Annotated in this window: 16 protein-coding genes and 1 pseudogene; 5 read left to right on the top strand and 12 right to left on the bottom strand. The window is 60.3% G+C overall.

What is annotated here, in order from left to right; translation table 11 throughout:
• The first annotated feature begins 1 nt into the window (after position 1).
• Together AB4N91_RS23880 and AB4N91_RS23875 are read left to right on the top strand one after the other, a co-directional pair.
• A complete protein-coding gene (locus AB4N91_RS23880; RefSeq protein ID WP_154913208.1) occupies positions 2-949 on the top strand; it encodes a DnaJ C-terminal domain-containing protein in 948 nt (315 codons plus the stop codon).
• Positions 950-972: 23 nt separating this feature from the next.
• Positions 973-1,278 carry a chaperone modulator CbpM gene (locus tag AB4N91_RS23875; RefSeq protein ID WP_010464108.1) on the top strand — a complete coding sequence of 102 codons (306 nt, stop codon included), beginning with the start codon at positions 973-975 and terminating at the stop codon, positions 1,276-1,278.
• 141 nt (positions 1,279-1,419) lie between these two features.
• Here AB4N91_RS23875 and AB4N91_RS23870 read toward each other — a convergent pair whose 3' ends face one another.
• A complete protein-coding gene (locus AB4N91_RS23870) occupies positions 1,420-2,547 on the bottom strand; it encodes a sensor histidine kinase (RefSeq protein ID WP_154913210.1) in 1,128 nt (375 codons plus the stop codon).
• 237 nt (positions 2,548-2,784) lie between these two features.
• Between AB4N91_RS23870 and AB4N91_RS23865 the strand changes: the two are divergent.
• Positions 2,785-8,069, top strand: a pseudogene (locus tag AB4N91_RS23865) (NEL-type E3 ubiquitin ligase domain-containing protein).
• 65 nt (positions 8,070-8,134) lie between these two features.
• On the opposite strand, the gene ureC reads toward AB4N91_RS23865, so the two are convergent.
• The gene (ureC, locus tag AB4N91_RS23860; RefSeq protein WP_010464104.1) at positions 8,135-9,835 is read right to left on the bottom strand and encodes an urease subunit alpha; all 1,701 of its coding nucleotides are present in this window, start codon (positions 9,833-9,835) and stop codon (positions 8,135-8,137) included.
• 270 nt (positions 9,836-10,105) lie between these two features.
• Between ureC and AB4N91_RS23855 the strand changes: the two genes are divergently transcribed.
• A complete protein-coding gene (locus AB4N91_RS23855; RefSeq protein ID WP_042932411.1) occupies positions 10,106-11,053 on the top strand; it encodes an IS110 family RNA-guided transposase in 948 nt (315 codons plus the stop codon).
• 96 nt (positions 11,054-11,149) lie between these two features.
• On the opposite strand, the gene AB4N91_RS23850 is transcribed toward AB4N91_RS23855, so the two are convergent.
• From AB4N91_RS23850 to urtA, 10 genes are all read right to left on the bottom strand, one after another.
• Positions 11,150-11,455: an urease subunit beta gene (locus AB4N91_RS23850; protein ID WP_010464099.1), complete on the bottom strand. Its 306-nt coding sequence runs from the start codon at positions 11,453-11,455 to the stop codon at positions 11,150-11,152.
• The gene (locus AB4N91_RS23845; protein ID WP_010464097.1) at positions 11,455-11,988 is read right to left on the bottom strand and encodes a GNAT family N-acetyltransferase; all 534 of its coding nucleotides are present in this window, start codon (positions 11,986-11,988) and stop codon (positions 11,455-11,457) included. Before AB4N91_RS23845 ends, AB4N91_RS23850 begins: the two co-directional genes overlap by 1 nt.
• Positions 11,989-11,994: 6 nt before the next feature.
• Positions 11,995-12,528 (bottom strand): GNAT family N-acetyltransferase, encoded by a 534-nt coding sequence (locus tag AB4N91_RS23840; protein WP_010464096.1) that lies wholly within the window; start codon positions 12,526-12,528, stop codon positions 11,995-11,997.
• A gap of 9 nt (positions 12,529-12,537) precedes the next feature.
• Entirely contained in the window at positions 12,538-12,840 is a 303-nt protein-coding gene (gene ureA / locus AB4N91_RS23835) for an urease subunit gamma (protein WP_007907366.1), read from the bottom strand.
• 158 nt (positions 12,841-12,998) lie between these two features.
• Positions 12,999-13,838, bottom strand: coding sequence for an urease accessory protein UreD (locus tag AB4N91_RS23830; RefSeq protein WP_010464093.1), 840 nt, complete (start codon positions 13,836-13,838; stop codon positions 12,999-13,001).
• Between the two features lie 30 nt (positions 13,839-13,868).
• Positions 13,869-14,567 (bottom strand): urea ABC transporter ATP-binding subunit UrtE, encoded by a 699-nt coding sequence (gene urtE / locus AB4N91_RS23825; RefSeq protein ID WP_154913214.1) that lies wholly within the window; start codon positions 14,565-14,567, stop codon positions 13,869-13,871.
• A gap of 106 nt (positions 14,568-14,673) precedes the next feature.
• Positions 14,674-15,543, bottom strand: a complete 870-nt coding sequence (urtD, locus tag AB4N91_RS23820) for an urea ABC transporter ATP-binding protein UrtD (protein ID WP_010464089.1) — start codon at positions 15,541-15,543, stop codon at positions 14,674-14,676.
• Positions 15,540-16,619, bottom strand: coding sequence for an urea ABC transporter permease subunit UrtC (gene urtC / locus AB4N91_RS23815; RefSeq protein WP_010464088.1), 1,080 nt, complete (start codon positions 16,617-16,619; stop codon positions 15,540-15,542). The genes urtD and urtC overlap by 4 nt, the downstream gene beginning before the upstream one ends.
• Positions 16,619-18,121 (bottom strand): urea ABC transporter permease subunit UrtB, encoded by a 1,503-nt coding sequence (urtB, locus tag AB4N91_RS23810; protein ID WP_010463933.1) that lies wholly within the window; start codon positions 18,119-18,121, stop codon positions 16,619-16,621. Before urtB ends, urtC begins: the two co-directional genes overlap by 1 nt.
• Before the next feature lie 163 nt (positions 18,122-18,284).
• Positions 18,285-19,550, bottom strand: coding sequence for an urea ABC transporter substrate-binding protein (gene urtA / locus AB4N91_RS23805; RefSeq protein WP_010463931.1), 1,266 nt, complete (start codon positions 19,548-19,550; stop codon positions 18,285-18,287).
• A gap of 291 nt (positions 19,551-19,841) precedes the next feature.
• Between urtA and AB4N91_RS23800 the strand changes: the two genes are divergently transcribed.
• Complete coding sequence (locus AB4N91_RS23800; protein ID WP_460111827.1) at positions 19,842-24,389, top strand: hypothetical protein; 4,548 nt, start codon at positions 19,842-19,844, stop codon at positions 24,387-24,389.
• Positions 24,390-24,418: the final 29 nt, after the last annotated feature.

Here is a 24,418-nt window from a genome sequence, read left to right as displayed (position 1 = left end):
GATGGACTTCAAAGACTATTACAAGATTCTCGGTGTGGAACCGACCGCGGACGATAAGACGATCAAGGCGGCTTATCGGAAACTGGCGCGCAAATACCACCCCGATGTCAGCAAGGAAAAGGACGCCGAGGCCAAGTTCAAGGACGCCTCGGAAGCTTATGAAGCGCTGAAAAGTGCCGACAAGCGCGCCGAATATGACGACTTGCGCAAATACGGCCAGCACGGCCAACCGTTCCAGGGGCCGCCGGGTTGGCAGGGCCGTGGCGGCGGTGGGTTCGGCGGTGGTCAGGACACGGGCGATTTTTCGGACTTCTTCAGTTCGATCTTCGGCAACCGTGGTCCGGGTTTTGGTGGTGGACAGTCGGGCCGCAGTGCCGGGCGCCGAGGGCAAGACGTGGAAATGGAACTACCGATTTTTCTGGAAGAAAGCCTGTCGAACGAGTCGAAGAAGGTCTCCTTCCAGGTGCCGCATTACAACGCGGCCGGCCAGCACGTCAGCAACACCAGCAAAAGCCTGAACGTGAAAATCCCGGCCGGTGTGACCGACGGCGAGCGCATCCGCCTCAAGGGCCAAGGGGCGCCGGGCATCGGTGGCGGGGCCAACGGCGATCTGTTCCTGATCATTCGCTTTGCGCCGCACCCAAAATTCGACGTCGAAGGCGAGAACCTGATCATTACCTTGCCGCTGGCGCCCTGGGAGTTGGCGCTGGGTACCGAAGTCGCCGTGCCTACACTGACCGGCAAGATCAACCTCAAGGTCCCGGCCGGCAGCCAGAACGGCCAGCGCATGCGCGCCAAGGGGCACGGTCTGCTGAACAAGGCGGGCGAGCGAGGCTACCTGTTCGTGCAATTGAAAGCCGTGATGCCCAAGACTTCGAGCGACGAGGTCAAGGCGCTGTGGGAAGAACTGGCGAAAAAAGCCGCTTTCGACCCGAGAGAAAATTTCTGATCCAAGAGACGGAGTAGCCCATCATGAGCAAGCCCCTGATCGTTCAACTGGACATGGCAGAATTCTGTGAGGCGACCGAGCTGTCGGACGTCTACGTGATCGAAATCGTCGAGCACGGCATCCTCGAACCTCAGGGCAAGCAGCCCAAGGATTGGGTTTTCAACGATTACGAGCTGGCTCTGGCCAAGCGCGCCGCCAAGCTGCGGCGCGATCTGGAGCTGGAGTGGGAAGGCGTCGCCCTGGCGCTGGACCTGCTTGAAGAGGTCCAGCAGCTGCGGGCGGAGAATCGCATGCTCAAGCAGCGGTTGGGGCGGTTGGTCGTCGAGTAGTGTTCTGCTGGTTTTGTGTCGTTTGACACGGCCCCTTCGCGAGCAGGCTCGCTCGCACATTGGATCGGGTTCTTCCAGAAGCAATACGGTCAACTGTGGGAGCGAGCCTGCTCGCGACGAACGATGACGCGGTCCGTGGTATTAAACCTTGCGCGGCAACACCACGGTAAACAGCGTGCCTTCCGCTTCGCTGGAACTGACCTCGATCGTCCCGCCGTGTGCATCGACCACTTCCTTGACGATAAATAACCCCAAACCAAGGCTGGTGGAGGGTTGGCCGAGCTGCTCGTCAGCGCTGCGCACCAGCGGATCGAAAATCGTGCCGATCGCTTCCTCGGGGATCGGAGCGCCATAGTTATGCACCGTGAGGCGAACCGTGTCCGGCTCGCCCGTCAGGGTCACCGTCACGTCACGCTTGTTCAACCCATGCTGCAAGGCGTTGCCGATCAGGTTCTGCAACAGTTGACTCACTCGTCCGGCATCCCAGGCGCCTCGGGTGTCACCCTTTACGTGGACCGTCGGATCGCACTCGGGGTTACCGGCGCAGGCTTCGGCAATCGCCGCATGGGCGGCATCGGCCAGGTCCATGGGGGCCCGTTCGATCGGCAGGCTTTTACCCAGGCGACTGCGCACCAGCTCCAGCAAATCGCCGACCATCGCCGCCATGTGCCGCGCGCCGTGCTTGATATTGACCGCGCAGGTCAGCGCATCGCCTTCAAGCTTGGCTTTGCGCAGCAGTAATTCGGTGGACATGCTCACCGCTTGCAAGGGTGCCCGCAGGTCATGCCCCAGGATCGCCAGAAAGATATCCCGCGAACGATTGACCTGCTCGGCGTAGGCCGCGGTGGATTCGGCGAGTGCTTCGTCAATGGCTTCGTTGAAACGGATCATGTCCTGGAAATAGGCCATGTCCGGAGACGCCAGGCTGTCGACCCACAAACGGATGACGCAGGCACGCAAATGACGGAATTCCGATGTCATCTGTACCAGATCAAACCCCACGGTATGCCGCAGTTCGCCATGACTGGCACCGGCCTCGTCCAGGCTCGGGGTTTTTTCCGGGCCTTCGCCCTTGGCCTTGGCCATCTGTTCGCTGGAGGTTTGCGCGGTGGTCATGTCTCGCGCGGCGGCCAGCAAAATGACCTTGGCGTGATCGCGCAGGGCGACCTTGTCCATGTGCTCGGCCGCCGGGGTAATGGTGCTGGCGAACTGCTCCCATTCATCGACGATACGGTCTACGTGTTGCCTGATGAAATCGGGTAGGCGCATGTCCGGTTTCCTGATGGGAATTCTGGCGCATCTTAGCCCCTTTGCTGTCCGCTAAAAACTACCATTACGCGGGGGAGCACTTTTGTACGGGGTTCGGGTGGTAATTGCCTGTTTTTTAGATTCTTAAATCGAATGCGACGTTGATGTATTCGTGATTTTGGCGTTGTTTTTTGAGCTTTTGTTTTCGTCGCCAGCCAATAATCTGGTGGTTCAATTCGTCGCATAAGGATTTGCGAAATGAGTGAACGTTCGGACAGCCCGGGTCGGCCAGCCATTGCCGGGCAGGCAAGAGAAGTGAATAACAATGTGTATCGTGATTATCTGCTGGGCAAACTGCCCGCGCCGGTCAAAGACGCGCCCGCCTCACGCCTGGTTGCCTTTGCCCATTCGAAACCGGAGTTTCCTGAGTGGTATTTGAATTCAAGCGCCATTGATCGCCAGTACCTCAAGGAGTTGATCGACGAGCGCTGGCGCCTTCAGGGGCCATTGGACGCGGCGCTGAAGAATGTACAGCAGGACATTCTTGCCTTCGCCGAGCCCTTGCTGGTCCAGGCTTTGAAAGAGCATTTGAACCTGGAACTGGACGTCAACGCGACGCTGATTCGGCTGTACGTCCCCGCCAATCTGGCTATTGGCATCGATACCCATGCCAGTCGGCTCAGGCAATCATCATTGCTGGAGGCGGCCCTGCACAATTTCGAGGCCCCTGAAACACAGGAGGGCGCGTTTCGCGATGGCTCGGGCATCTTCATCAGGGACGACGAAAACGAACTTCAGCGGCATACGCTGACGGTCGAAAGATTTGCCGCCCTGTGCCGCACGCTCGATATCGGTGCGCACTATCAGCGTCACATCAAGGCATTGCTGATGCCCGAAGAGGTGACGGCCAGAGCGACCGTCGTGCAGCAATGCACGGCCAGTGAAAAAGCCGCGTTTCACGAATCGGCACTGATCGCGTATCTGAAAAAAGACATCACGTCCTATGGCTACGGGAAACTCCGGCAGATTCGTGACAACGAACAAGGCATTTTGATGGGCCGTCGGCCCCTGCAATGCCACCGGCTGGCGATTATGGGGTTCAGGCTGTCCGGCATTGTGTTGTTCAGTGCAGTGGCGGACCCTTCGAAAATCAAACGGGTTTACGACGCGCTGATTCCACAGCATCAACGAACGATGCTGGAATGGTCGCGACGTCTGACACTGCTCCCGGGGCAGGAGTTTGATCAGTTCAAGTTGCTCCAGGCGTTTTTCGCCAATGGCCCCAGCGGTCTCGTTGAGGCCATGTTGCAACGGGACGATGCTTATCAACAAAGTCGTCTGGAGGGGACGCTGATTGCGTATGTCCCCGATGATCCCGACCACCCCTTCAAGGAATACGAGTCCTTCACTGACTTCATGAAGGCGCTGACGAGCCAGTTGCGCTCGCCGGGTTATCAACAGTTTTTCAGCCGTTTTGTCGCGCAAAAAGACCAGGGCAAGTTTTTTGCCCGGGTTCGCGAGCGCCTCTCGACCTTCACCTGGAAACAGCGCGAGCCGCTGGACATGGGGCCGTGGTGGCGGGAGAGCGCCGTTGAAAATGCCAACGCAGAGCCTGTCACCCATATCATTTCGGGCGATCTCTGGGCGCAAACAAGACTTTGGCGCAGGGAAAAAGCGATTGCCGATGCGCGGCACATCGCCGTGCCGACCGGCGATGAAGACGCCACCACCCGTTGGAACCGGCTGATCAGTTATCTGAACATCGGCTGGAACGTGTTCAATTTCGGCGCCATGCTGGTGCCCGGCCTGGGCGAAGCGATGCTGGCCGTCATGGTCGGGCAGATGGTCCTGGAAACCCTGGAAGGCTTCGAAGACTGGAGCAAGGGTGACAAGGAAGACGCGGCGTCCCATCTCACCGGCGTCATGATCAATTTCGCGCAGTTGGCCATTATGGGCGCTGGGCATGTCTTGCCGGCCGGTGCGGCGGCGTCGGTCAAACCATCGGCGTTTATCAACCGGTTGAAAAGGTTGATCTGGCCGACGGCCAGACGCGCCTCTGGAAGCAGGACCTTTCGCCCTACGCCCATGACATGGTGTTGCCCGCCGAGGCGAAGCCAAGCGAGCAGGGCCTGTATCGGCACAGCGAAAAGGACTTCCTCAAGCATGGAAACCAACACTTCGAAGTGATCAACGATTCACGCACCGGCCAGCCACGCTTGCAACATCCGGCCCGGCCACAGGCTTATCAGCCGACACTGGAGCACAACGGTGGCGGCGCGTGGAAAACCGAACTCGACCGTCCCATCGAGTGGGACAAAACCACCCTCATGCGGCGCCTGGGCCCGGCGGTCGAGGGCTTTTCTGATAACACCCTGGAGCATATTCGTCTCGTCAGCGGCATGGAGGAGGACGAATTGCGTCGCTTGCATGTGGTCAGCGAACCGCCGCCCGCGTTGCTGACCGACACGATCGAACGCTTCCAGGCCTGGGCCGAAGTGCAAAAACTACCCGGGCAGATAAGGCTCAACGAGGTTCCGCAAGCATTCGTCGAGCAGGTGCCCCGCTTGCTGGTTGAATGGCCCGGATGGCCTGAGCAAAAAGGCATCGAGCTGTTTGACGGCCCTGGGCATAGCGGGCGCTCGATCAAATTCGGCAACGTCGATGCTCTGCCCGCCGACACGCTGAAGATAAGTCGTGCCGAGGTTCGTTCAGGGAAACTGCCGGAGCGTGCCGTGAAGTTTGCGAACGAGGCCGATATCCACGCGATGCTCGGGCAGGGCATTTCAACGGACGAGCAAGTCCGCATCGATGCCTTGAAAAACCTGCTGGCCGGGCGAGCAGACAGTCGCCGCGCAGCTCTGTTTGACGCGCTGAGTCGCCGTTTGCAGCAAACCGACAACCCGCAGGTGCAGGTGCTTCAGGATGCGTTCAATGGGCTCCCCGCTGCGGTAGCCCGGGAACTGCTCGCCGACATCGAGCCGCAAGACCGGCTCGACATCACCGAGCCGTCGCGCATCCCCTTGCAACTCAGGGAGCGGGTAAGAGTGGCCTTGCGGGCCATACGAACCGCGCGCGCTTATGAAGGGCTCTTTCTCGACGCGGCGTTCGGTGTGGACACCGAGCGGCTGGCGTTGCACTCGATGCAGGCGCTACCCGGCTGGCCCGAAAACGTGCGGATCGAAATCCGTGAGTTTTCATTCGATGGCCCGTTGCGCGACAGCGTCGGCCCGACGGACGCCACCCACCGCAGAATCCTGGTCAGCGAGGACGGCCAATACCAGACGCGCGATACCGATGATCTGCAATTGCACGGGGCCGATGATTTATACGCGTCGGTGTTGCATGCGTTGCCGGATGCCGAACGAAACGCGCTGGGGTATCACGTCAACCAAGGTGCCACGCTCAAGTCCGCCATTCAAAAAACGCCATTGCCACGGGAAAGGTTCAGCGCGCTTCTGGGCGATAACCCTGTACGCAAACCGGCGTATGACCCCGTCACGATGCGCCTGCGTGGCGGCATGCGCGGGGTGGCTCATGGGCTAAGTCGAATCAACGAACCCATGACGCCGCAAGAGCGGGTGCGTGTTGTCCGCCCCGGATGGACGGAGGCCGAAGCCTTGGCCTATCTGCAGATGAGTGGCAGCGAACTCAGTCTGGAACAGAGGGCCAGCGCACTCGAAGCGGAATTCGATCGGCTCAACGCCGATTTTCAACGCTGGTTGAAATCGCCGACCGAAGCGTACAGCTTCACGCCTGCCGGCGTCGCCGAATGGCAAGCCAGAAACGCTTTATACAAAGAGATCAGGGAATGCTGGCAGCACACCGGGTTGCGCCACGTGGATTCATTCGGTCATCTGCAGGGCGTTGTGCTCGACCTGGAAAACATCCCGCTGGGGCGTCATCTGCGTACCATGCCTGCCCTGGAAGGTAATTTCGATCACGTCACGCGCCTCAATCTGACCCTGTCCGAATTGACCGACGAACACAGTTCCTTTCTCGATCATTTTCCCCGCTTGCGTTCGCTCAACGTCAACGGCAATGCGTTCTCCGCTGTTCCCGGTGCCATCCGCCGCATGCGCGCGCTGACGGAACTCAACATGCGAGGCAACCGTATTGTCCTGGATGCACAAGGCGTCGCGGACCTGCGCAACCTGACACGACTGGAGGTTCTGGACCTGTTTGGCAATCCGTTGGGGCAAGTCCCGGATATTGGCGGCATGAGAAGGTTGCATACGCTGATCCTGGCGGACACCGGCGTGCACACCTGGCCGCAGGGGCTGTTCGCACAACCGCGGTTCCGGCATTTTTTCCTGGATTTGCAGCGCAACGAAATCACCCACATTCCGGCAGTGCCCCCTGGCTCCGCTCAGGCGGAATTGCTGGCGCGCACCTTGCTGAGCCGAGAGCCGCAGTGGTTGGCCGAGGCCAATCTGCAAACGCTCAGGGACTACATCGAGTCCATCGGCATGGACCCCGATCGACCTTATCCTCCCCGTGGTGTGCGTGACAGTCTCGACTGGGAGGAGGGCATGACACGGCCGGAATGGGTGGCGAAGCAAGCGGTCTGGAACAGTGTCGAGGATGAGCGCGGATCGGTCGGTTTTTTCAACGAAATCCGCAAACTCACCGAGTCGGGGCACTTCAAGCACGACCTCGGGTTTCGGGTCGATATGACCGCCAAGGTCTGGCGCATGCTCGAGGCGATGTCGAAAAATACCGAGCTTCGGCAAAAACTCTTCACCATGAGTACGGTGCCCACAACGTGCGTCGATGCGGGCGCGCAGCTGTTCAATGCCATGGGCCTGGAGGTGCTGATTCATGAAGCCTATGAGTTGGCCAATCCTTCGCTGGTGGAGGGTGAGCTGGTCACGCTGGCGCGAGGCAAGTCACGTCTGGATGAACTGAGCAGGATTGCCCGCAAAACCATTTCCGAACGCGAGGCGATGGGCGAGGAGTTCAGGCGTGTCAATGCCATGGGGGAGGTGATGGGCACGATCGATGAGGTGGAAGTTCACCTGGCGTTCATGACCGATCTTGCCGAACGGCTGGACTTGCCCTGGCAGTCTCGAAACATGCAGTTCCGAGGGATCGCGGGTGTCACCTCGGCGATGACCGACAATGCTTACCTGCGTGTGCTCGACCTTGAGGAAGGTGAGCTGCTCGGTGATTTGCTTGTCGAACAGCCGTTCTGGTCATCCTATGTCGAGGGTGTCAACCGACGGGCTTTCAAAGTGTTCAGGCGCCGGATCGATGCCACGACAGACTTCTATATGGCCTTGGACCAGCGTGCGAACGACACAACGCTGACCCTTGAGCAAAAGGCTCGGCTGAAGGAAGCGCTCAGGGTGCTCGGCGCGGAACTGAACAAGCCGGAAAGCGACTTTGCACCGGGACGCATCATGACCGATGCGCAATACGCTGCTGAGTTGAAGACGATCGATGAAGAGCAAAAGGCGTTGCTCAAAACCTTCACCCAACAGGCGATCGACCGGGCAAAACTGCAAAGGGTAGAACTGCCCTTTGTCGTGCAGCCGGACAGCTGATTGCACCTGTTTTTCCCGGGGGGCTGGTACGCCAGGCCCCCGGGATTGTCAGGCAGACAGAACGATCAAAACAGGAAATATCGCTGGGCCATCGGCAGCACATCAGCGGGCTCGCACCACAGCAGGACACCGTCGGCCTTGACTTGATAGGTCTGCGGGTCGACATCGATGGTCGGCAGGTAGTCGTTGTGGATCAAGTCGGTTTTCTGCACCTCGCGGCACCCTTTGACCACTGCGATTTTCTTCTTCAAACCCAAGGCCTCGGGAAGACCTGCTTCTTGGGCTGCCTGGCTGATGAAGGTCAGGCTGGTGGCGTGCAACGAGCCGCCGTAGCTGGCAAACATCGGGCGGTAATGCACCGGTTGCGGCGTCGGAATGGAAGCATTGGCATCGCCCATCAGGCTGGCCGCAATGGCCCCGCCCTTGAGGATCAAGGTCGGCTTGACGCCAAAAAACGCCGGACGCCAGAGCACCAGATCCGCCCATTTACCCACTTCCACCGAGCCCACCTCATGGCTGATGCCATGGGTGATCGCCGGGTTGATCGTGTACTTGGCGATGTAGCGTTTGGCGCGGAAGTTGTCGTTGCCTTCGCCATCCCCGGGAAGCGGGCCGCGCTGCTTTTTCATCTTGTCGGCGGTCTGCCAGGTGCGCGTGATGACTTCACCGACGCGGCCCATGGCCTGGCTGTCGGAGCTGATCATCGAGAACGCGCCGAGGTCATGCAGGATGTCTTCGGCGGCGATGGTTTCGCGGCGGATGCGGCTTTCGGCGAAGGCCACGTCTTCGGCAATGCTCGGGTCCAGGTGGTGGCAGACCATCAGCATGTCGAGGTGTTCGTCAATGGTGTTGCGGGTGAACGGCCGGGTCGGGTTGGTCGAGCTCGGCAGCACGTTGGCAAAGCCGCAGGCCTTGATGATGTCCGGGGCATGACCGCCCCCCGCGCCTTCGGTGTGATAGGTGTGGATGGTGCGACCCTTGAAGGCGGCGAGGGTGGTTTCGACAAAGCCCGACTCGTTGAGGGTGTCGGTGTGGATCGCCACCTGCACATCGTACTGGTCGGCGACGTTCAGGCAGTTGTCGATGCTCGCCGGGGTGGTGCCCCAGTCTTCGTGCAGCTTGAGGCCGATGGCGCCGGCCTTGACCTGCTCGATCAACGGCTCCGGCAGGCTTGCGTTGCCCTTGCCGGTAAAGCCAATGTTCATCGGGAATGCATCGGCAGCCTGGAGCATACGCGCCAGGTGCCACGGCCCGGACGTGCAGGTGGTGGCGTTGGTGCCGGTGGCCGGACCGGTGCCGCCGCCGATCATGGTGGTGACGCCGCTCATCAATGCTTCTTCGATCTGTTGCGGGCAGATGAAATGGATGTGTGTGTCGATGCCGCCAGCGGTGAGGATCATGCCTTCACCGGCAATGACTTCGGTGCTGGCGCCGACCGCGATGGTCACGTCCGGCTGGATGTCCGGGTTGCCGGCCTTGCCGATGGCGGCGATGCGGCCGTCTTTGAGGCCGACGTCGGCTTTGACGATGCCCCAGTGGTCGATGATCAGCGCGTTGGTGATCAAGGTGTCGACCACTTCGGCGGCCAGTAATTGACTCTGCCCCTGGCCATCACGGATGACTTTGCCGCCGCCGAATTTCACTTCTTCGCCGTAGGTGGTGAAGTCTTTTTCCACTTCGATCCACAGCTCGGTATCGGCCAGACGGACCTTGTCACCGACGGTGGGGCCGAACATGTCGGCGTAGGCCTGACGGGAAATCTTCATTCGTTCGCCTTGAGATTCAATTGAATTTGAAATCGTTCGCTGCGCTCACTCTCGCGAGCAGGCTCGCTTGTATGGTAGGACTTGAAGGGAGGAGGAGGGACAAGGCTCGATTCTGACTGTTGACGCAGTACAGACTGTGGGAGATTTCGCCCCTCCTCCTTTCACCCAAGCGCCGATAAAGAATGCATCTGGCTAGACCGACGATAGGAACAAGCCTGCGCCTCTGGGTGAGCCCTTCAAGTGCTCAAACCTTATCTCGGAGGAAATCCTATGGCAATGCCGGTCTCTCTATCAAAACCGATCGTGGGCGTGGATGTCGCCAAGAATGAACTGGTGATTTATCAGGCTGATAACGATTTGCTTAAAGAGATTCCCAACACTAAAACATCCATCAAGCAGTGGCTGAATACGTTGCCGGGGACGGTGGCTATTGCCATTGAGGCGACCAACATCTATCACCTGGACTTTGCTGATCTGGCCTATGAGGCCGGATGTGCGATTTACATGGTGGGAGGCTATGAACTCAAACATTATCGCGAAGGCGTGAAAATCCGCGCCAAAACCGACGCGCTGGACGCCAAGTTGCTGGCCCGTTACCTGAAGAACGAAGCCGAGGAGTTGCGCCCTTGGACCCCTCCATCACCGCTGTACCGCCAGCTCCTGAGCCTCTTCCGCCGCCGGGCTGCCTTGGTCCAGGCTAGGGTTGGCCTGGTGCAGAGTTGGTCGAATGAGCCGCTGCTGAAAGCGGCTTTTGCAGAACAAGTGAAGTCCATGCAGCAGCTTGAAACGCTGATCGAAAAGACGATCAACGATCAGCTCAAAGAAGCCGGTTTACTCGGTCAACTGAAACGTTGCCTGAAAGTTGAAGGCATTGGATTTTTGACTGGGGCTCGCTTGATAACTGCATTTCAGCGCGGGGATTTTAGAAACGCGGATGCGTTTATCGCCTTCCTGGGCATGGATTTACGGGTGTCTAAATCAGGACAGAAGGACGGTCGCCGCAGTTTGACCAAGCGCGGTGACCCCGAGGCCCGCCGGCTTCTGCACAATGCAGCGATGTCGGCTAGCCGTACGAAAGCCTGGAAAGGGTTTTACGAAGCCCAAAGAGCCCGGGGCTTCAGCACCACTGAGGCGCTGGTGATGCTGGCTCGCAAGCTTGCGCGGGTGGCATTCGCCTTGCTGAAAGGGCAAAGCGAATATCAGTCAAAGGTCAGTTGAGGGTTTCCCCTCAACCATAGAATCTCCCACAGGGGAATGCGATCAACTGTGGGAGCGAGCCTGCTCGCGATGGGGTCGGTGCAGACACCGCATTCCTTAGAGGTCACCCATGATCCTGCCGGCAAACCCGAACACCCGGCGATGCCCGGCCAGGTCCACCAGCTCGACCTCGCGACTCTGCCCCGGCTCGAAGCGCACGGCGGTGCCGGCGGGGATGTTCAGGCGCATGCCGCGACTGGCGGCGCGGTCGAAGCTCAAGGCGTCGTTGGTTTCGAAGAAGTGGTAGTGCGAGCCGACCTGGATCGGCCGGTCGCCACTGTTGGCCACTTTCAGGCTGACAGTGCGACGGCCAACGTTGAGTTCGATGTCGCCGGGCTGGATCTGGTATTCACCGGGAATCATCAGTGGGCTCCCTGAAGAATCTTGTAGTAGAGGGCGGTCGGTTTGTACTGGCCGCTCGGGTCGCAGGCGTAATCAGGGATTTGACCTGCCTTGGTGTAACCCAGGGCCTTGTAGAAGTCTTCGGCGGGGGAGCCGGCTTCGGTGTCGAGGTAAAGCATGCCGCGTTTGTGCTGGAGCGCGGCCTGTTCCAGCGCGCTCATCAATTGTTGGCCCAGGCCACGACGGCGCGCATGTTCGCGCACCAGCAGTTTCTGCACTTCGGCACGGTTCAGACCGTTGGCTTTCTGGCACAGGGTCAGTTGCACACTGGCCTGCACTTGCTCGTCCTTGACCACCACCCACAGCAGTACGTTGCCCTTGTTCAGGTTGTCCTGAACCTCATCGAAATAGGCGCGGGCCTGAGTGGCGTCCAGATTGGCCATGAACCCGACACTGGCGCCATAGCCGACGGCGTCGAGCAGCAAATCAATCAAACCCTGACGATAGTGCGCAAAGCTTTCAACATTGACGCGGCGCAGTTGGGCAGCGTTCATCGGCAATTACTCCTTGTTGGCGGGCGGCGGCTCCGCGCCAGGATTGAGGGTCAGTTGCATGAAGGTCAGGTCCAGCCAGCGGCCGAACTTGGTGCCCACCTGCGGCATTTGCCCGGTGGTCACGAAACCGGCCCGTTCATGCAAACGGATGGAAGCGGCGTTGCCGCTTTCGATGGCAGCGACCATGACATGTTTGTCGCAGTCTTTGGCGCGCTCGATCAGCACCGTCATCAATTGCGGGCCGAGACCGTTGCCACGCTGGTCGCTACGCACGTAGACCGAGTGCTCGACGGTGTGGCGGAAACCGTCGAACGGCCTCCAGTCACCAAATGAAGCGTAGCCCAGCACACTGTTATCGCCGTCGACGATCACCAGGATCGGATAACCCTGGGCTTGCCGGGCGCTGAACCATGCCTGACGGTTGCCCAGGTCCACGGCCTGTTCGTTCCAGATCGCCGTGGTGTTGAGCACGGCGTCGTTGTAGATGTCGCGGATAGCCGGCAGATCGGCGTGCAGCGCGTCGCGGATGTGATAGGTCATGACGCGTCCTCAGGCGATGGGTTGGTGAACGGTGACCAGTTTGGTGCCGTCGGGGAACGTCGCTTCGACCTGGATCTCCGGGATCATTTCCGGGATGCCTTCCATCACTTGTTCGCGGCTGAGCAGGGTGGTGCCGAAGTGCATCAGTTCGGCCACGGTCTGGCCGTCACGCGCGCCTTCGAGCAGCGCAGCGGAGATGTAGGCCATGGCTTCCGGGTAATTGAGTTTCACGCCGCGCGCCAAACGCCGCTCGGCCACGAGGCCTGCGGTGAAGATCAGCAGCTTGTCTTTTTCGCGTGGGGTCAGGTCCATCGTTTGGAATCCATCAGGGCAGTTAAAAAGGTCATTGGAACTGTGAATACAAACCTTGTGGGAGCGAGCCTGCTCGCGAAGGCGGCGGGTCAATCAGCATCTATGTTGAATGACACCGCGCCTTCGCGAGCAGGCTCGCTCCCACATTGGAAAGTGTTTCAGGTGCTCCATATTCTGGGTGGGACCGCTTCCCTGCCGAGCAACGCAGGTCTCAGCAACCGCCACAAATCAATCATCCAGCCCCGCGCCAACAGCGCCTCACTGGCCAGACACCGAGCCACCAGAAGCCCCGGCAATTGCGTCAGATCCCCGCGCACTTCATTGGGCAGCGAGCGACAGGTTTCCAGCAGTTCGCTATCGATCTCACCCGTGACCAGCAACGTCGCAAACACCGGCTGCCCATCCAGGCCAATCGGCGAGTCGAGCAGCCCGTCATCCCCGACAATGCGCTGGCGTTCGTGCCAGAGCAACTGGCCGTCGCGGCGGATGTCCAGTTGCGCCTGAAAATGCCCGAGGTCGAAGCGCTCGCCACTGGCCGGGCGACCCAGCGCCACGACGTCCCAGTAAAACAGCCGGGCGTCGCCCTCCAGATCAATCGAGGTGCCGAGTTCGGCCTGGGCGTCGCTGAAGATAATCGTCTCTTGCGGCAGCCATTCCAGTGTCGCACCGCACGCCACTTTCAACGTCAGCTGCTGATAGGCGGGCCCCGCCGCGCGATACCATTTGGCAGCGCCCGGGCTGGTGATTTGCGCCCAGGCATCCGGGCCGACGCTGGCCGAGATGTCCAGTCGATCACCGCCTGCGATGCCGCCCGGCGGATGAACGATGATGTGCTGGCACACTTGCGGCCCTTCGGCATACAGGTGCTTCTGCACCCGCAGCGGGCCTTTATGCCGGCGCTGGACCGGGCGCGTGCTGTCGCCGAACCGGGCGTAGCCCAATTCCAGCTCGGCATGCCAGCTCGGTGTAAACAGGGCAGTGGGGAGAGGTAAGTTCATGTCTTCTAGTTATCGTCAGGACGCTTCAGATTAGATCGTAACCAGACCGCGTACACCCTCGGCTTCCATATTTTCGCCGCGACCTTGCTGCACGATCTCGCCGCGGGACATCACCAGGTACTGGTCGGCCAGTTCGGCGGCGAAATCGTAGAACTGCTCGACCAGCAGAATCGCCATGTCGCCCCGGGCCGCGAGCTTCTTGATCACCACGCCGATCTCCTTGATCACCGACGGCTGGATGCCTTCGGTGGGCTCATCGAGAATCAACAGCCGTGGACGGCTCGCCAGTGCGCGGCCAATCGCCAATTGCTGCTGTTGGCCGCCGGACAAGTCACCGCCACGCCGTTGCTTCATTTGCAGCAATACCGGGAACAGCTCGTAGATGAAGGTCGGCACTTCCTTGGCCTCAGAACCAGGAAATCGCGAAAGACCCATCAGCAGGTTTTCTTCCACGGTCAGGCGGCCGAAAATTTCGCGACCCTGAGGCACATAGGCGATCCCGGCATGCACCCGCTGGTGCGGCTTGAACGTGGTGATCGGTTTGCCTTCCCAGTTCACCGCGCCTTCCTTGGCCGGCAGCAAACCCATCAGGCATTTGAGCAGGGTGGTCTTGCCCACGCCGTTGCGCCCCAGCAGGCACGTCACTTCACCGACCTTCACGTCAAACGTCAGGCCCCGCAGAATGTGGCTACCACCGTAATACTGGTGCAGTTTGTCGACTTGCAGCATCTTCAAATTCCCCTCAAATCCCCTGTAGGAGCGAGGCGTGCCCGCGAAGGGGGCCTCGAGGCCGCCAAAAGCTTCGCGGGCAAGCCTCGCTCCTACGGGAGCAAAATCATCTTCCGAGATAAACCTCGATTACACGCTCGTTTTCCTGCACCTGTTCCAGCGACCCTTCGGCCAGCACGCTGCCCTGGTGCAACACGGTGACGTGGTCGGCAATCGAGCCGACAAAACCCATGTCGTGCTCCACCACCATCAGCGAATGCTTGCCGGCCAGGCTTTTGAACAGTTCGGCGGTGAACTCGGTCTCGGCATCGGTCATGCCCGCCACCGGCTCGTCGAGCAGCAGCAGTTGCGGGTCTTGCATGAGCAGCATGCCGATCTCCAGAAACTGCTTCTGGCCGTGGGACAACAGACCCGCCGGGCGATTGACCGAGGCCGTCAGGCGAATGGTTTCCAGCACCTCGCTGATGCGATCTTTCTGTTCGCCACTGAGGCGAGCCCGCAGGCTGGCCCACACCGACTTGTCGGTTTTCTGCGCCAGCTCCAGGTTCTCGAACACGCTCAAGGCTTCGAACACCGTCGGCTTCTGGAACTTGCGGCCGATGCCGGCCTGGGCAATCTGCACTTCGCTCATCGACGTCAGGTCCAGGGTTTCACCGAACCAGGCTTTGCCGTGACTGGGGCGAGTCTTGCCGGTGATAACGTCCATCAGCGTGGTCTTGCCCGCGCCGTTAGGGCCGATGATGCAGCGCAATTCTCCGACGCCGATGTACAGGTTCAGAGCGTTGAGCGCCTTGAAACCATCGAAGCTGACGCTGATGTCTTCCAGGGTCAGGATCGTGCCGTGGCGTGTGTCCAGGCCAGGGCCGACACGTTGCCCCAGGCCGATGGCATCGCGGCTGCTGCCGGCGTCCTTGTTGGGCTCCACAGGAAAAAATGCCGGTTCGAGCATGAATTCAGCCGTCGCAGTGACTCTCATTGCTCACCTCTCTTTTTCAGCAGACCGATCACGCCTTTGGGCAGGTACAAGGTCACGACGATGAACAGTGCGCCGAGGAAGAACAGCCAGTATTCGGGGAATGCCACGGTGAACCAGCTCTTCATGCCGTTGACCACACCGGCGCCGAGCAGCGGACCGATCAGCGTGCCGCGACCACCGAGGGCCACCCATACGGCTGCTTCAATGGAGTTGGTCGGCGACATTTCACTCGGGTTGATGATTCCGACTTGCGGCACGTACAGTGCGCCAGCCAGACCACACAGCACCGCACTCAAGACCCAGACAAACAGCTTGAAACCCCGCGGGTCGTAGCCGCAAAACATCAGGCGGTTTTCCGCATCGCGCAACGCGGTCAGCACCCGGCCGAACTTGCTCTGCGCCAGGCGCCAGCCAATAAACAGGCTCGCCACCAGCAACACCACCGTGGCGAAAAACAGCACCGCGCGCGTGCCCGGCTCGGTAATGCCAAAGCCGAGAATGGTGCGAAAGTTGGTGAAGCCGTTGTTGCCACCAAACCCGGTTTCGTTGCGGAAAAACAGCAGCATCCCGGCGAAGGTCAGGGCCTGGGTCATGATCGAGAAATACACGCCCTTGATCCGCGAACGGAAGGCGAAAAACCCGAACACCAGCGCCAGCAACCCCGGCGCCAACACCACCAGGCACATCGACCAGAGAAAGCTGCTGGTGCCGGTCCAGTACCACGGCAGTTCGGTCCACGACAGGAAGGTCATGAACGCCGGCAAGCCATCGCCTGAGGCCTGGCGCATCAAGTACATGCCCATCGCATAGCCGCCGAGGGCGAAGAACAGGCCGTGGCCGAGGGACAACAGCCCCGCGTAGCCCCAGACCAAATCGAGGGCGAGGGCGACGATGGCGTAGCAAAGGATTTTTCCCACCAGCGTCAGGGTGTAGGCCGAGACGTGGAACACACTGTCCGGCGACAACAGTGAGAGCAGCGGCAACGCCAGCAGCAGAACCAGAATCACCGCGCCAACAGCGATGGTGACTTTGGGGCCGGCCTTTTGGCTGGCCGTGAGCATCAGGGGCTGGTTCATCAGTCGATCACCCGTCCTTTCAGTGCGAAGAGGCCTTGCGGACGCTTCTGGATGAACAGAATGATCAGCGCGAGGATCAGGATCTTGCCGAGCACGGCGCCGATCTGCGGTTCGAGAATCTTGTTGGCGATGCCCAGGCCGAAGGCGGCCAGGACACTACCGGCCAACTGACCGACACCGCCGAGCACCACCACCAGGAACGAGTCGATGATGTAGCTCTGTCCAAGGTCCGGGCCGACGTTGCCGATCTGGCTGAGCGCGACGCCGCCGAGTCCGGCAATGCCCGAGCCGAGGCCGAACGCGAGCATGTCCACGCGCCCGGTCGGCACGCCGCAGCAGGCGGCCATGTTGCGGTTCTGGGTGACGGCGCGCACGTTCAAACCCAGGCGTGTCTTGTTCAGGAGCAGCCAGGTCAGCACGACCACGAACAAGGCGAAGGCGATGATCACGATGCGGTTGTACGGCAGCACGAGGTTGGGCAGCACTTGTATCCCGCCCGAGAGCCAGGCCGGGTTGGCCACTTCGACGTTCTGCGCGCCGAACACCAAACGCACCAGCTGAATCAGCATGAGGCTGATGCCCCAGGTCGCGAGCAGGGTTTCCAGCGGGCGGCCGTAGAGGTGACGAATCACCGTACGCTCTAGCGCCATGCCGATTGCGGCAGTGACGAAAAACGCCACCGGCAACGCGATCAGCGGGTAGAACTCGATGGCTTGCGGGGCAAAGCGCTGGAACATCAGCTGCACCACGTAGGTCGAGTACGCGCCGAGCATCAGCATTTCGCCGTGGGCCATGTTGATCACGCCGAGCAGACCGAAGGTGATCGCCAGCCCGAGGGCGGCGAGCAGCAGGATCGAGCCCAGGGACATGCCGCTGAACGCTTGCCCGAGGATTTCGCCGATCAGCAGTTTGCGTTTGACCTGGGCCAGGCTGGTCTCGGCAGCGGTGCGCACGTTGGCGTCTGTTTCAATGCCCGGCTCCAGCAGGCTTTCGAGGCGGGTGCGGGCCAGCGGATCGCCAGTTTCGCCGAGCAGGCGCACCGCCGCGAGGCGCACGGCCGGGTCGGTGTCGACCAGTTGCAGGTTGGCCAGCGCCAGGCTCAGGGCCGCGTGGACGGTTTCATCTTTTTCGCCGGCCAGTTGTTGGTCGAGGAATTTCAGCTGGGCCGGTTTGGCACTTTTCTGCAATTGCTGCGCGGCGGCCAGACGGATTTTGGCGTCGGCGGCGAGCAATTGGTGGCTGGCCAGCGCGGTGTCGATCAGACCCCGCAGACGATTGTTCAGGCGCAGGGTTTTGGCTTGACCGTCGACGGTCAACTCGCCTTGTTGCAGGGCGTTGATCAGTTCGATACGGGCAGGATCGGGCTGCGCAGCCCAGGACTCCAGAAGCTTGGCTTGCTGCACGGGATTGGCGGCGACGAAGTCTTCGGCGTCGCCGGAATGCGCGGCCATCGGCAGTAAGAGCGCGAGTGCAAAGATCAAGCGGTAAAGGGCGGTGGGCATATGTAAGGCCTTGCGCGGGCTAAATGTAGGAGTGAGCCTGCTCGCGATAGCGGTCTATCAATCAACAGGTCTGTTGTCTGTCCCACCGCTATCGCGAGCAGGCTCACTCCTACAGGGATTTGTGTCGGTCCTGAATGAAGTGCTCAGGCCGACATCCAGTGACTCAGTTGCTCTTCACCGCATAATCCGGCTTCTTGTCGTTACCCGAAATGAACGGGCTCCAAGGCTGGGCACGGATCGGCCCTTCGGTCTGCCACACGACGTTGAACTGACCGTCGGCCTGTATTTCGCCGATCATCACGGGCTTGTGCAGGTGGTGGTTGGTCTTGTCCATGGTCAGCGTGTAACCCGACGGCGCGGCAAAGGTCTGGCCGGCGAGCGCTTCGCGGACTTTGTCGACGTCGGTGGATTTGGCTTTCTCAGCCGCTTGCGCCCACATGTGGATGCCCACGTAAGTGGCTTCCATCGGGTCGTTGGTCACCGCTTTGTCGGCGCCCGGCAGGTTGTGTTTCTTCGCGTAGGCTTTCCAGTCGGCCACGAATTTTTTGTTCGCCGGGTTCTCGACCGACTCGAAGTAGTTCCAGGCCGCGAGGTTGCCCACCAGCGGTTTGGTGTCGATGCCGCGCAGTTCTTCTTCGCCGACCGAGAACGCTACAACCGGAACGTCAGTCGCTTTCAGGCCCTGGTTGGCCAGTTCTTTATAGAACGGCACGTTGGAGTCGCCGTTGACGGTGGAAATGACCGCTGTCTTGCCGCCGGCCGAGAATTTCTTGATGTTGGCCACGATGGTCTGGTAATCGCTGTGGCCGAACGGGGTGTAGACCTCTTCGATGTCCTTGTCCGCTACGCCTTTGGAGTGCAGGAACGAGCGCAGAATCTTGTTGGTGGTGCGCGGGTAAACGTAGTCAGTGCCCAACAGGAAGTAACGCTTGGCGCTGCCGCCTTCTTCGCTCATCAGGTACTCCACCGCCGGGATCGCCTGTTGGTTCGGCGCGGCACCGGTGTAGAACACGTTCGGCGACATCTCTTCGCCTTCGTACTGCACCGGGTAGAAGAGTAGGCCGTTGAGTTCTTCGAACACCGGCAACACCGATTTACGCGACACCGACGTCCAGCAACCGAACACCACGGCGACCTTGTCCTGGGTCAGCAACTGACGCCCCTTTTCCGCGAACAGCGGCCAGTTCGACGCGGGGTCCACGACCACCGGTTCCAGCATCTTGCCGTTCACGCCGCCCTTGGCGTTGATCTCGTCGATGGTCATCAACGCCATGTCTTTGAGCGAGGTTTCGGAGATCGCCATGGTCCCGGACAACGAGTGCAGAATACCGACCTTGATGGTCTCGGCGGCCTGGACGGTCCAGGTCATGCCCATCGCGGCAATGCTTGCCGTGAGTGTGAAAGCCTTGATCAAGCTACGACGCTTCATTGTGCGATCTCCATGAACATTAGAATTTTTTCTGGGTTGGCAGATGCGGACTACTGAAGGGTCTTTAGCAAGGGCTGTGCCTGTTCGGAAAAGGCAGGGAAATATTGAAATAGAGCCCTCGGTGAACGTGATGACGCACCAGACTGGGGCTTGATGAAGGCGCGGGTGCACCGCCGTGCGCAGCATTGGTGCCGGGTGCGGCAAAGCAAAAAAACGGTAGCGATATATATGTACCACCTGCCGCGCTCCGGGATCTTGATCATCGTGGCTTCTCAGTTGAGTGAGCAGCGCATGAACGGCATCTCTATCAGTACACCTTCAGCACCCCGACGCGGGGCAACCTTTCCTGCCCTGGGGCCGACCTTCATCAGCGCGGATGACGCGGCCTACTGGGCTCACCGGCAGATCGGCGCGCGCCATGACAAGACTTACGGCGGTGTGATCTTGCAGCGTGGCGACGGAAAATTTCAGCCCACATTGCCGGTGGCGGGAAGGATGAGGCATTTCGATTTCGACTTCCTGTCATCTTCTGAAAACCCCCAAGAGCTGTTTGCCCCACCCGGCTACAGGGGCGCGGCGTATTACTTGTCCCACGCGGCCAGTCACGCTGACGTCCAGCGTATTCATCCGCGCTGGACGACTGAGGAGATCACGTTGAGCCTCGGATTTTTTTCCAGAGCACATCTCCTGAGTCACATGCAGGACCCGGGCGCCTATGGCCAGCGTCATTATTTGTCGGGGCCGGATGGCTCGTTGATCAAGTACGAGTCCACTCAGCCGGCAGAAGAGGAAGAACTCATTGAGCTGGGCGTCAAGGCTTTCGGGCCGTTCTCCGACGTTGAGCAACTGATTCAGAAAGTCGCCCAGACCGGCACCCTGAGCGTACTGGTAGCCAATGCACCGTGGGGAGGCGTGCGAGGAAACGTGCCGACGAACTGGACGCTCGGTACGGCTGCGGTGAGAAGTTCGACGTCGGTACAGCCGTTTTTTTGTGCGGTGTTCGACCAGGTGGACAAGGCCATCGAAGCGGCCGCCGCCACGGTAACCGCATCCACCGGCAGCGTTTATCTGGGGTTTGTCGTGACCTCTGCCGGCAGCGCGCAGTGCATGGCGACCTATCCGGTGCTTTCCAGCGAGCCGGCAGCCGAACTGTTCAAGTCCTTCCCGATGAATGCCGATCGCACGCTGGAGCGCCTGCTCGATTTCGACCTGAACGGCGTCTACTTCATGCCGCAGGGTGATGCGTCTCAGAGCGCCGGCGAGCCCTGGCTTTATGAGCGCTTTTTTTCACCGCAGGAGTTGGCTACGGGCATCAGGTTTTCGCTGGAAGATGTCCACCGGCAGGAGTACCCGGACTACCTCAAGGTGTACGCCCGGACCCGGGACGGCGCCGTGTTGCAATACCGACCTTCGGCGCACCTGCGTGAAGTACCGTTGGAGGACAGCGCGGATCTCAACGTGCGACTGAAGACCGGTACGCTCAAGCCTGCGGAGTACATCGGACAGGTGGCAGCGGCTGGCGAGCTGACGGTGCTGAAGGACAGCGCGCTTTGGGATGTTGTCGGGATCGTGGGGCCTGACTGGCAACCCTATGCCCGGTCGAGGCGCTTGAGTCCCGCTTTCCTCAGGGCGGACGATGCCGCCCGTTTTGCTCATGAATATATTGGCAGCCGGCGTGAACAGGGCTTCGTCGGGATGGTTTTGCAGGATCGAAACCAACGTTTCGTCGCCACCGAGCCGGTGTTTGCCGCAAAACGGTTTGCACTGGACAGGCTCTGCCCCCTCGACGCTACCGGGGCACCGATCGTGTTGGTCGAGGGTCACTCTTTTCATGGGCTGTACGCCTCGCGTTGGCAAGCGGATGCCGGAGCCATTGTGCGTACTGACTTGCAAGAGCAACTGATCCACGCACAAATGTTCACCACCGAAGACATTCGCTCGGTGCTCGACAAGCGTGCGCATGTTGTTGATTTCTACCTGTCCGGTTCAGCCGACGCCCTGTTGGTTTACAGCCCCGATGTATCGAAAGTGGCGGCTCGCAACCGCCTGCAACAGCGGGCGGCCGTACTCGCCGATGGCAAAACGCTGATAGACCAGGAGCTGGCAGCCGGCACACTTGAGCCCAGTGCAGTGGTCGACGAACTGGCCGGCACCGGCAGATTACGCGTGGTGGTCGGCAGCGACGTGTGGGGGCCGCGGGGAACGGTGCTGGGTGATCAGTCAAATAACGAGGCCGCCCGCACAGACATTGCCGCTCCCGTGCTGGGGGCGATTTTTACCAGTGCCGAAGACGCCGTGTTGAACGCCCGCCATCGTGCCCGGCATGACTACCGCGCAGCCGCGGCGGGTTGGGGATTCATCCTCAAGCACAAGGCGCGCGAGGAGTACGTGGCGACCGAAACGGTTACGCCCAGGGGCCTGGGGGCGCTGAACCAGGCAAGCGACTTTGGCGCTCCGGTATTGATCGACGAGTTCAGGACCCTTGGGCTTTATTACGCGGCAAGCTGGATGCCTAAAGGGTTATCGACCACGGAGGCCTGGTTTGCCCGGCATTTTGCGTCCATCAGCGATTTGGCTGCAGCGATCTACGACGACAAGGGTACGCAACGTCTGACGCATTTTCAGGACCTGAACATTTTTATCGCAACACTGGATGGGGCATTGTTGCGTTACCAGTACTCGGCCTCCTCAACACAACTCGACAATCAGGGTGTGCAGCAACTGACGTCAGCATTGGGCAAGGACACACGACCCTATGTCAACGTCATTCAAATGCTCGCCAAGGCCGGAGAACTGAAGGTGCTGCGCACCAGTGAGCTGTGGGACGAGCCGGGGAGTGTCGGACCTGACTGGACACCTTTCGTGCAGATCCAGCGGCGAGCCCTCAGTCCGGTCTTTGTGTCGCAGGACGATGCCGCGGGCTATGCGCTGGCGCAGTTGGGCTCACGGCGTGAGCGGGTCTACGGCGGCCTGGTGCTGCGTCGCGCCGATGGTTTGTTTGTCGCAACGTTGCCGGTGGCCGTGGAGGTCGAGAACTTCCCTGCCAACTGGATTCGTCTGGATGAATTGATTGAACAGGGTTTGTTTCTGACCGGGAGTACGGTCGTCGCCCGGTACCATTCCAGAATCCCGGTCGAACCGATTTTCGCGCTGTCGAACCGCGAGCGGGACGTGTACCAGGCGATGTTTTCCACGGATTTTCTGGCGGACATTCTGACCGGCTCCGGGGGTTCCCCGTCTCTGTCGCCCGGCAAGGAATACCTGCTGGGGCTCGACGGCAGCCTGATCAGCTACACCCTCAGTGCAAGCGCCAGCGAAAAGCAACTCGCCCGGGCATTGGCGCCACCCAGCCAATTGCAGCGCCGGCATACCCCGATAGAACTGCAGATGCGCAACGGCACGCTAACACCGAGCGAGTATGTCAATCAGGTTGCAAGGGCCGGCCGGTTGCAAGTGATTCGGGGGAGCCGACTGTGGGGCGAGGCCAGGCAACTGTCGCACTGGAGTGCTTATCCGGGGATTATCTCGTCGGACGTGCATCGATTTGCCATTACCGAGCCGGCGCTCAGCCCGGTCTTCACGCAGGTAGACGATGCCATGCGCCATGTCCATCGCACGGTAGGCGCCCGTGCCAGCCTGATGTTCGGCTTTGTGCTCAAGGGACTGAACGGTGAACGGTACGTGACGACGCTGCCGATCGACGGGCGGCAAGGGCATCTCACGGTCGAGCGGGTATTTCCCCAAGGGTTGCTACCGTTGGGGTATCGAGTCGAGGGCATTTATTTGTGTCCGTCGACAAGCCCGGGACGATTGCCCCATGACGTGACACAGAGCTTCATCTCGCCTCGAGACCTGTCCTACGGGCTGGGCGCTGTCGGTGTGCGCACGGCTGAAGGATCCACGTACCTCAACGTCTACATCTCCTGCGCCGACGGTGCCTTGTTGCGCTATGCCCCCAGGGCCAAGGCACCTGAGTGGACCCTGTTTCATGCCACGGTGGCCTACGAGAAAATCCTGCAATCAGGCCGGGAATCGCTGATTGACTACCTGCGCAAAGTCATCGCCAACGGTGAGTTGCAGGTCGTGGTGCGCAGCGCTTTCTGGTCGCCGCTCAGGGTTGATGCCCGGGGTGTCAAAACCGGCATCGAGCTGATCAAGTGGGAGCAGGACAACCGGTTTGCGCTCGGCCCCGTCTTCGCCCATGCCGATGATGCGGCTCGCTTGGCGCAGCGATTGATTGGCGAGTACGTCGGCCAACCGTATCTGGGTGGCGTGCTGATCCATCAGGCGTCTTCTTCGTTCGTGACCGTCGAGCCGCATGAGGACGGCGTCAACAGTGGGGCTGCCAGTACGCTGTTTTACTCAGGGCCGGGTGGGCCCATTGCACCGGTCACGGTGCCGGGTGCGCAGCCTTTGCCGTTGCCGGTTTTTCCGCAGGACTACAAATGGGCGGCTGTTCATCAGTTCTACAAACGCTTCAACCTGTTCGTGAAGGCCCCCACCGCGTCTGATCGATTACTGATGGATAACCTGGCCTTGGCCGACCTGTGGTTCTGCAGAGACGTTGTGAAAAAGAGCGGTGTCTCCGGGGGCTGTTGCTATTTCACCGGTCGTGGCGGGGCCCTGTTCAAATTCACCCCCAGCTTCTCGCCACAGGAAACGGCCTTGTTCAACGAGGAGGCGAAGGACGGGGTCGCTGCGTACCTCGCCGCGCTCGCCAGTGTCGGATTGCTTGAGGTACTGGACACCGATGGTTACTGGCAACGTCGCGGGCGATTGAATGCGACCTGGCAGCCCCCTGTGCAACCGGCGACGAAGTCAGATCGTGACGAACTGTGAAGTGCAGCGTTCATTGATCTGAGCGCCGG

It is taken from the genome of Pseudomonas sp. H3_D04 (assembly GCF_054669175.1).
The sequence above is the reverse complement of the archived record's forward strand: the minus strand, read 5'-3'. Positions and strand labels throughout refer to the sequence as shown.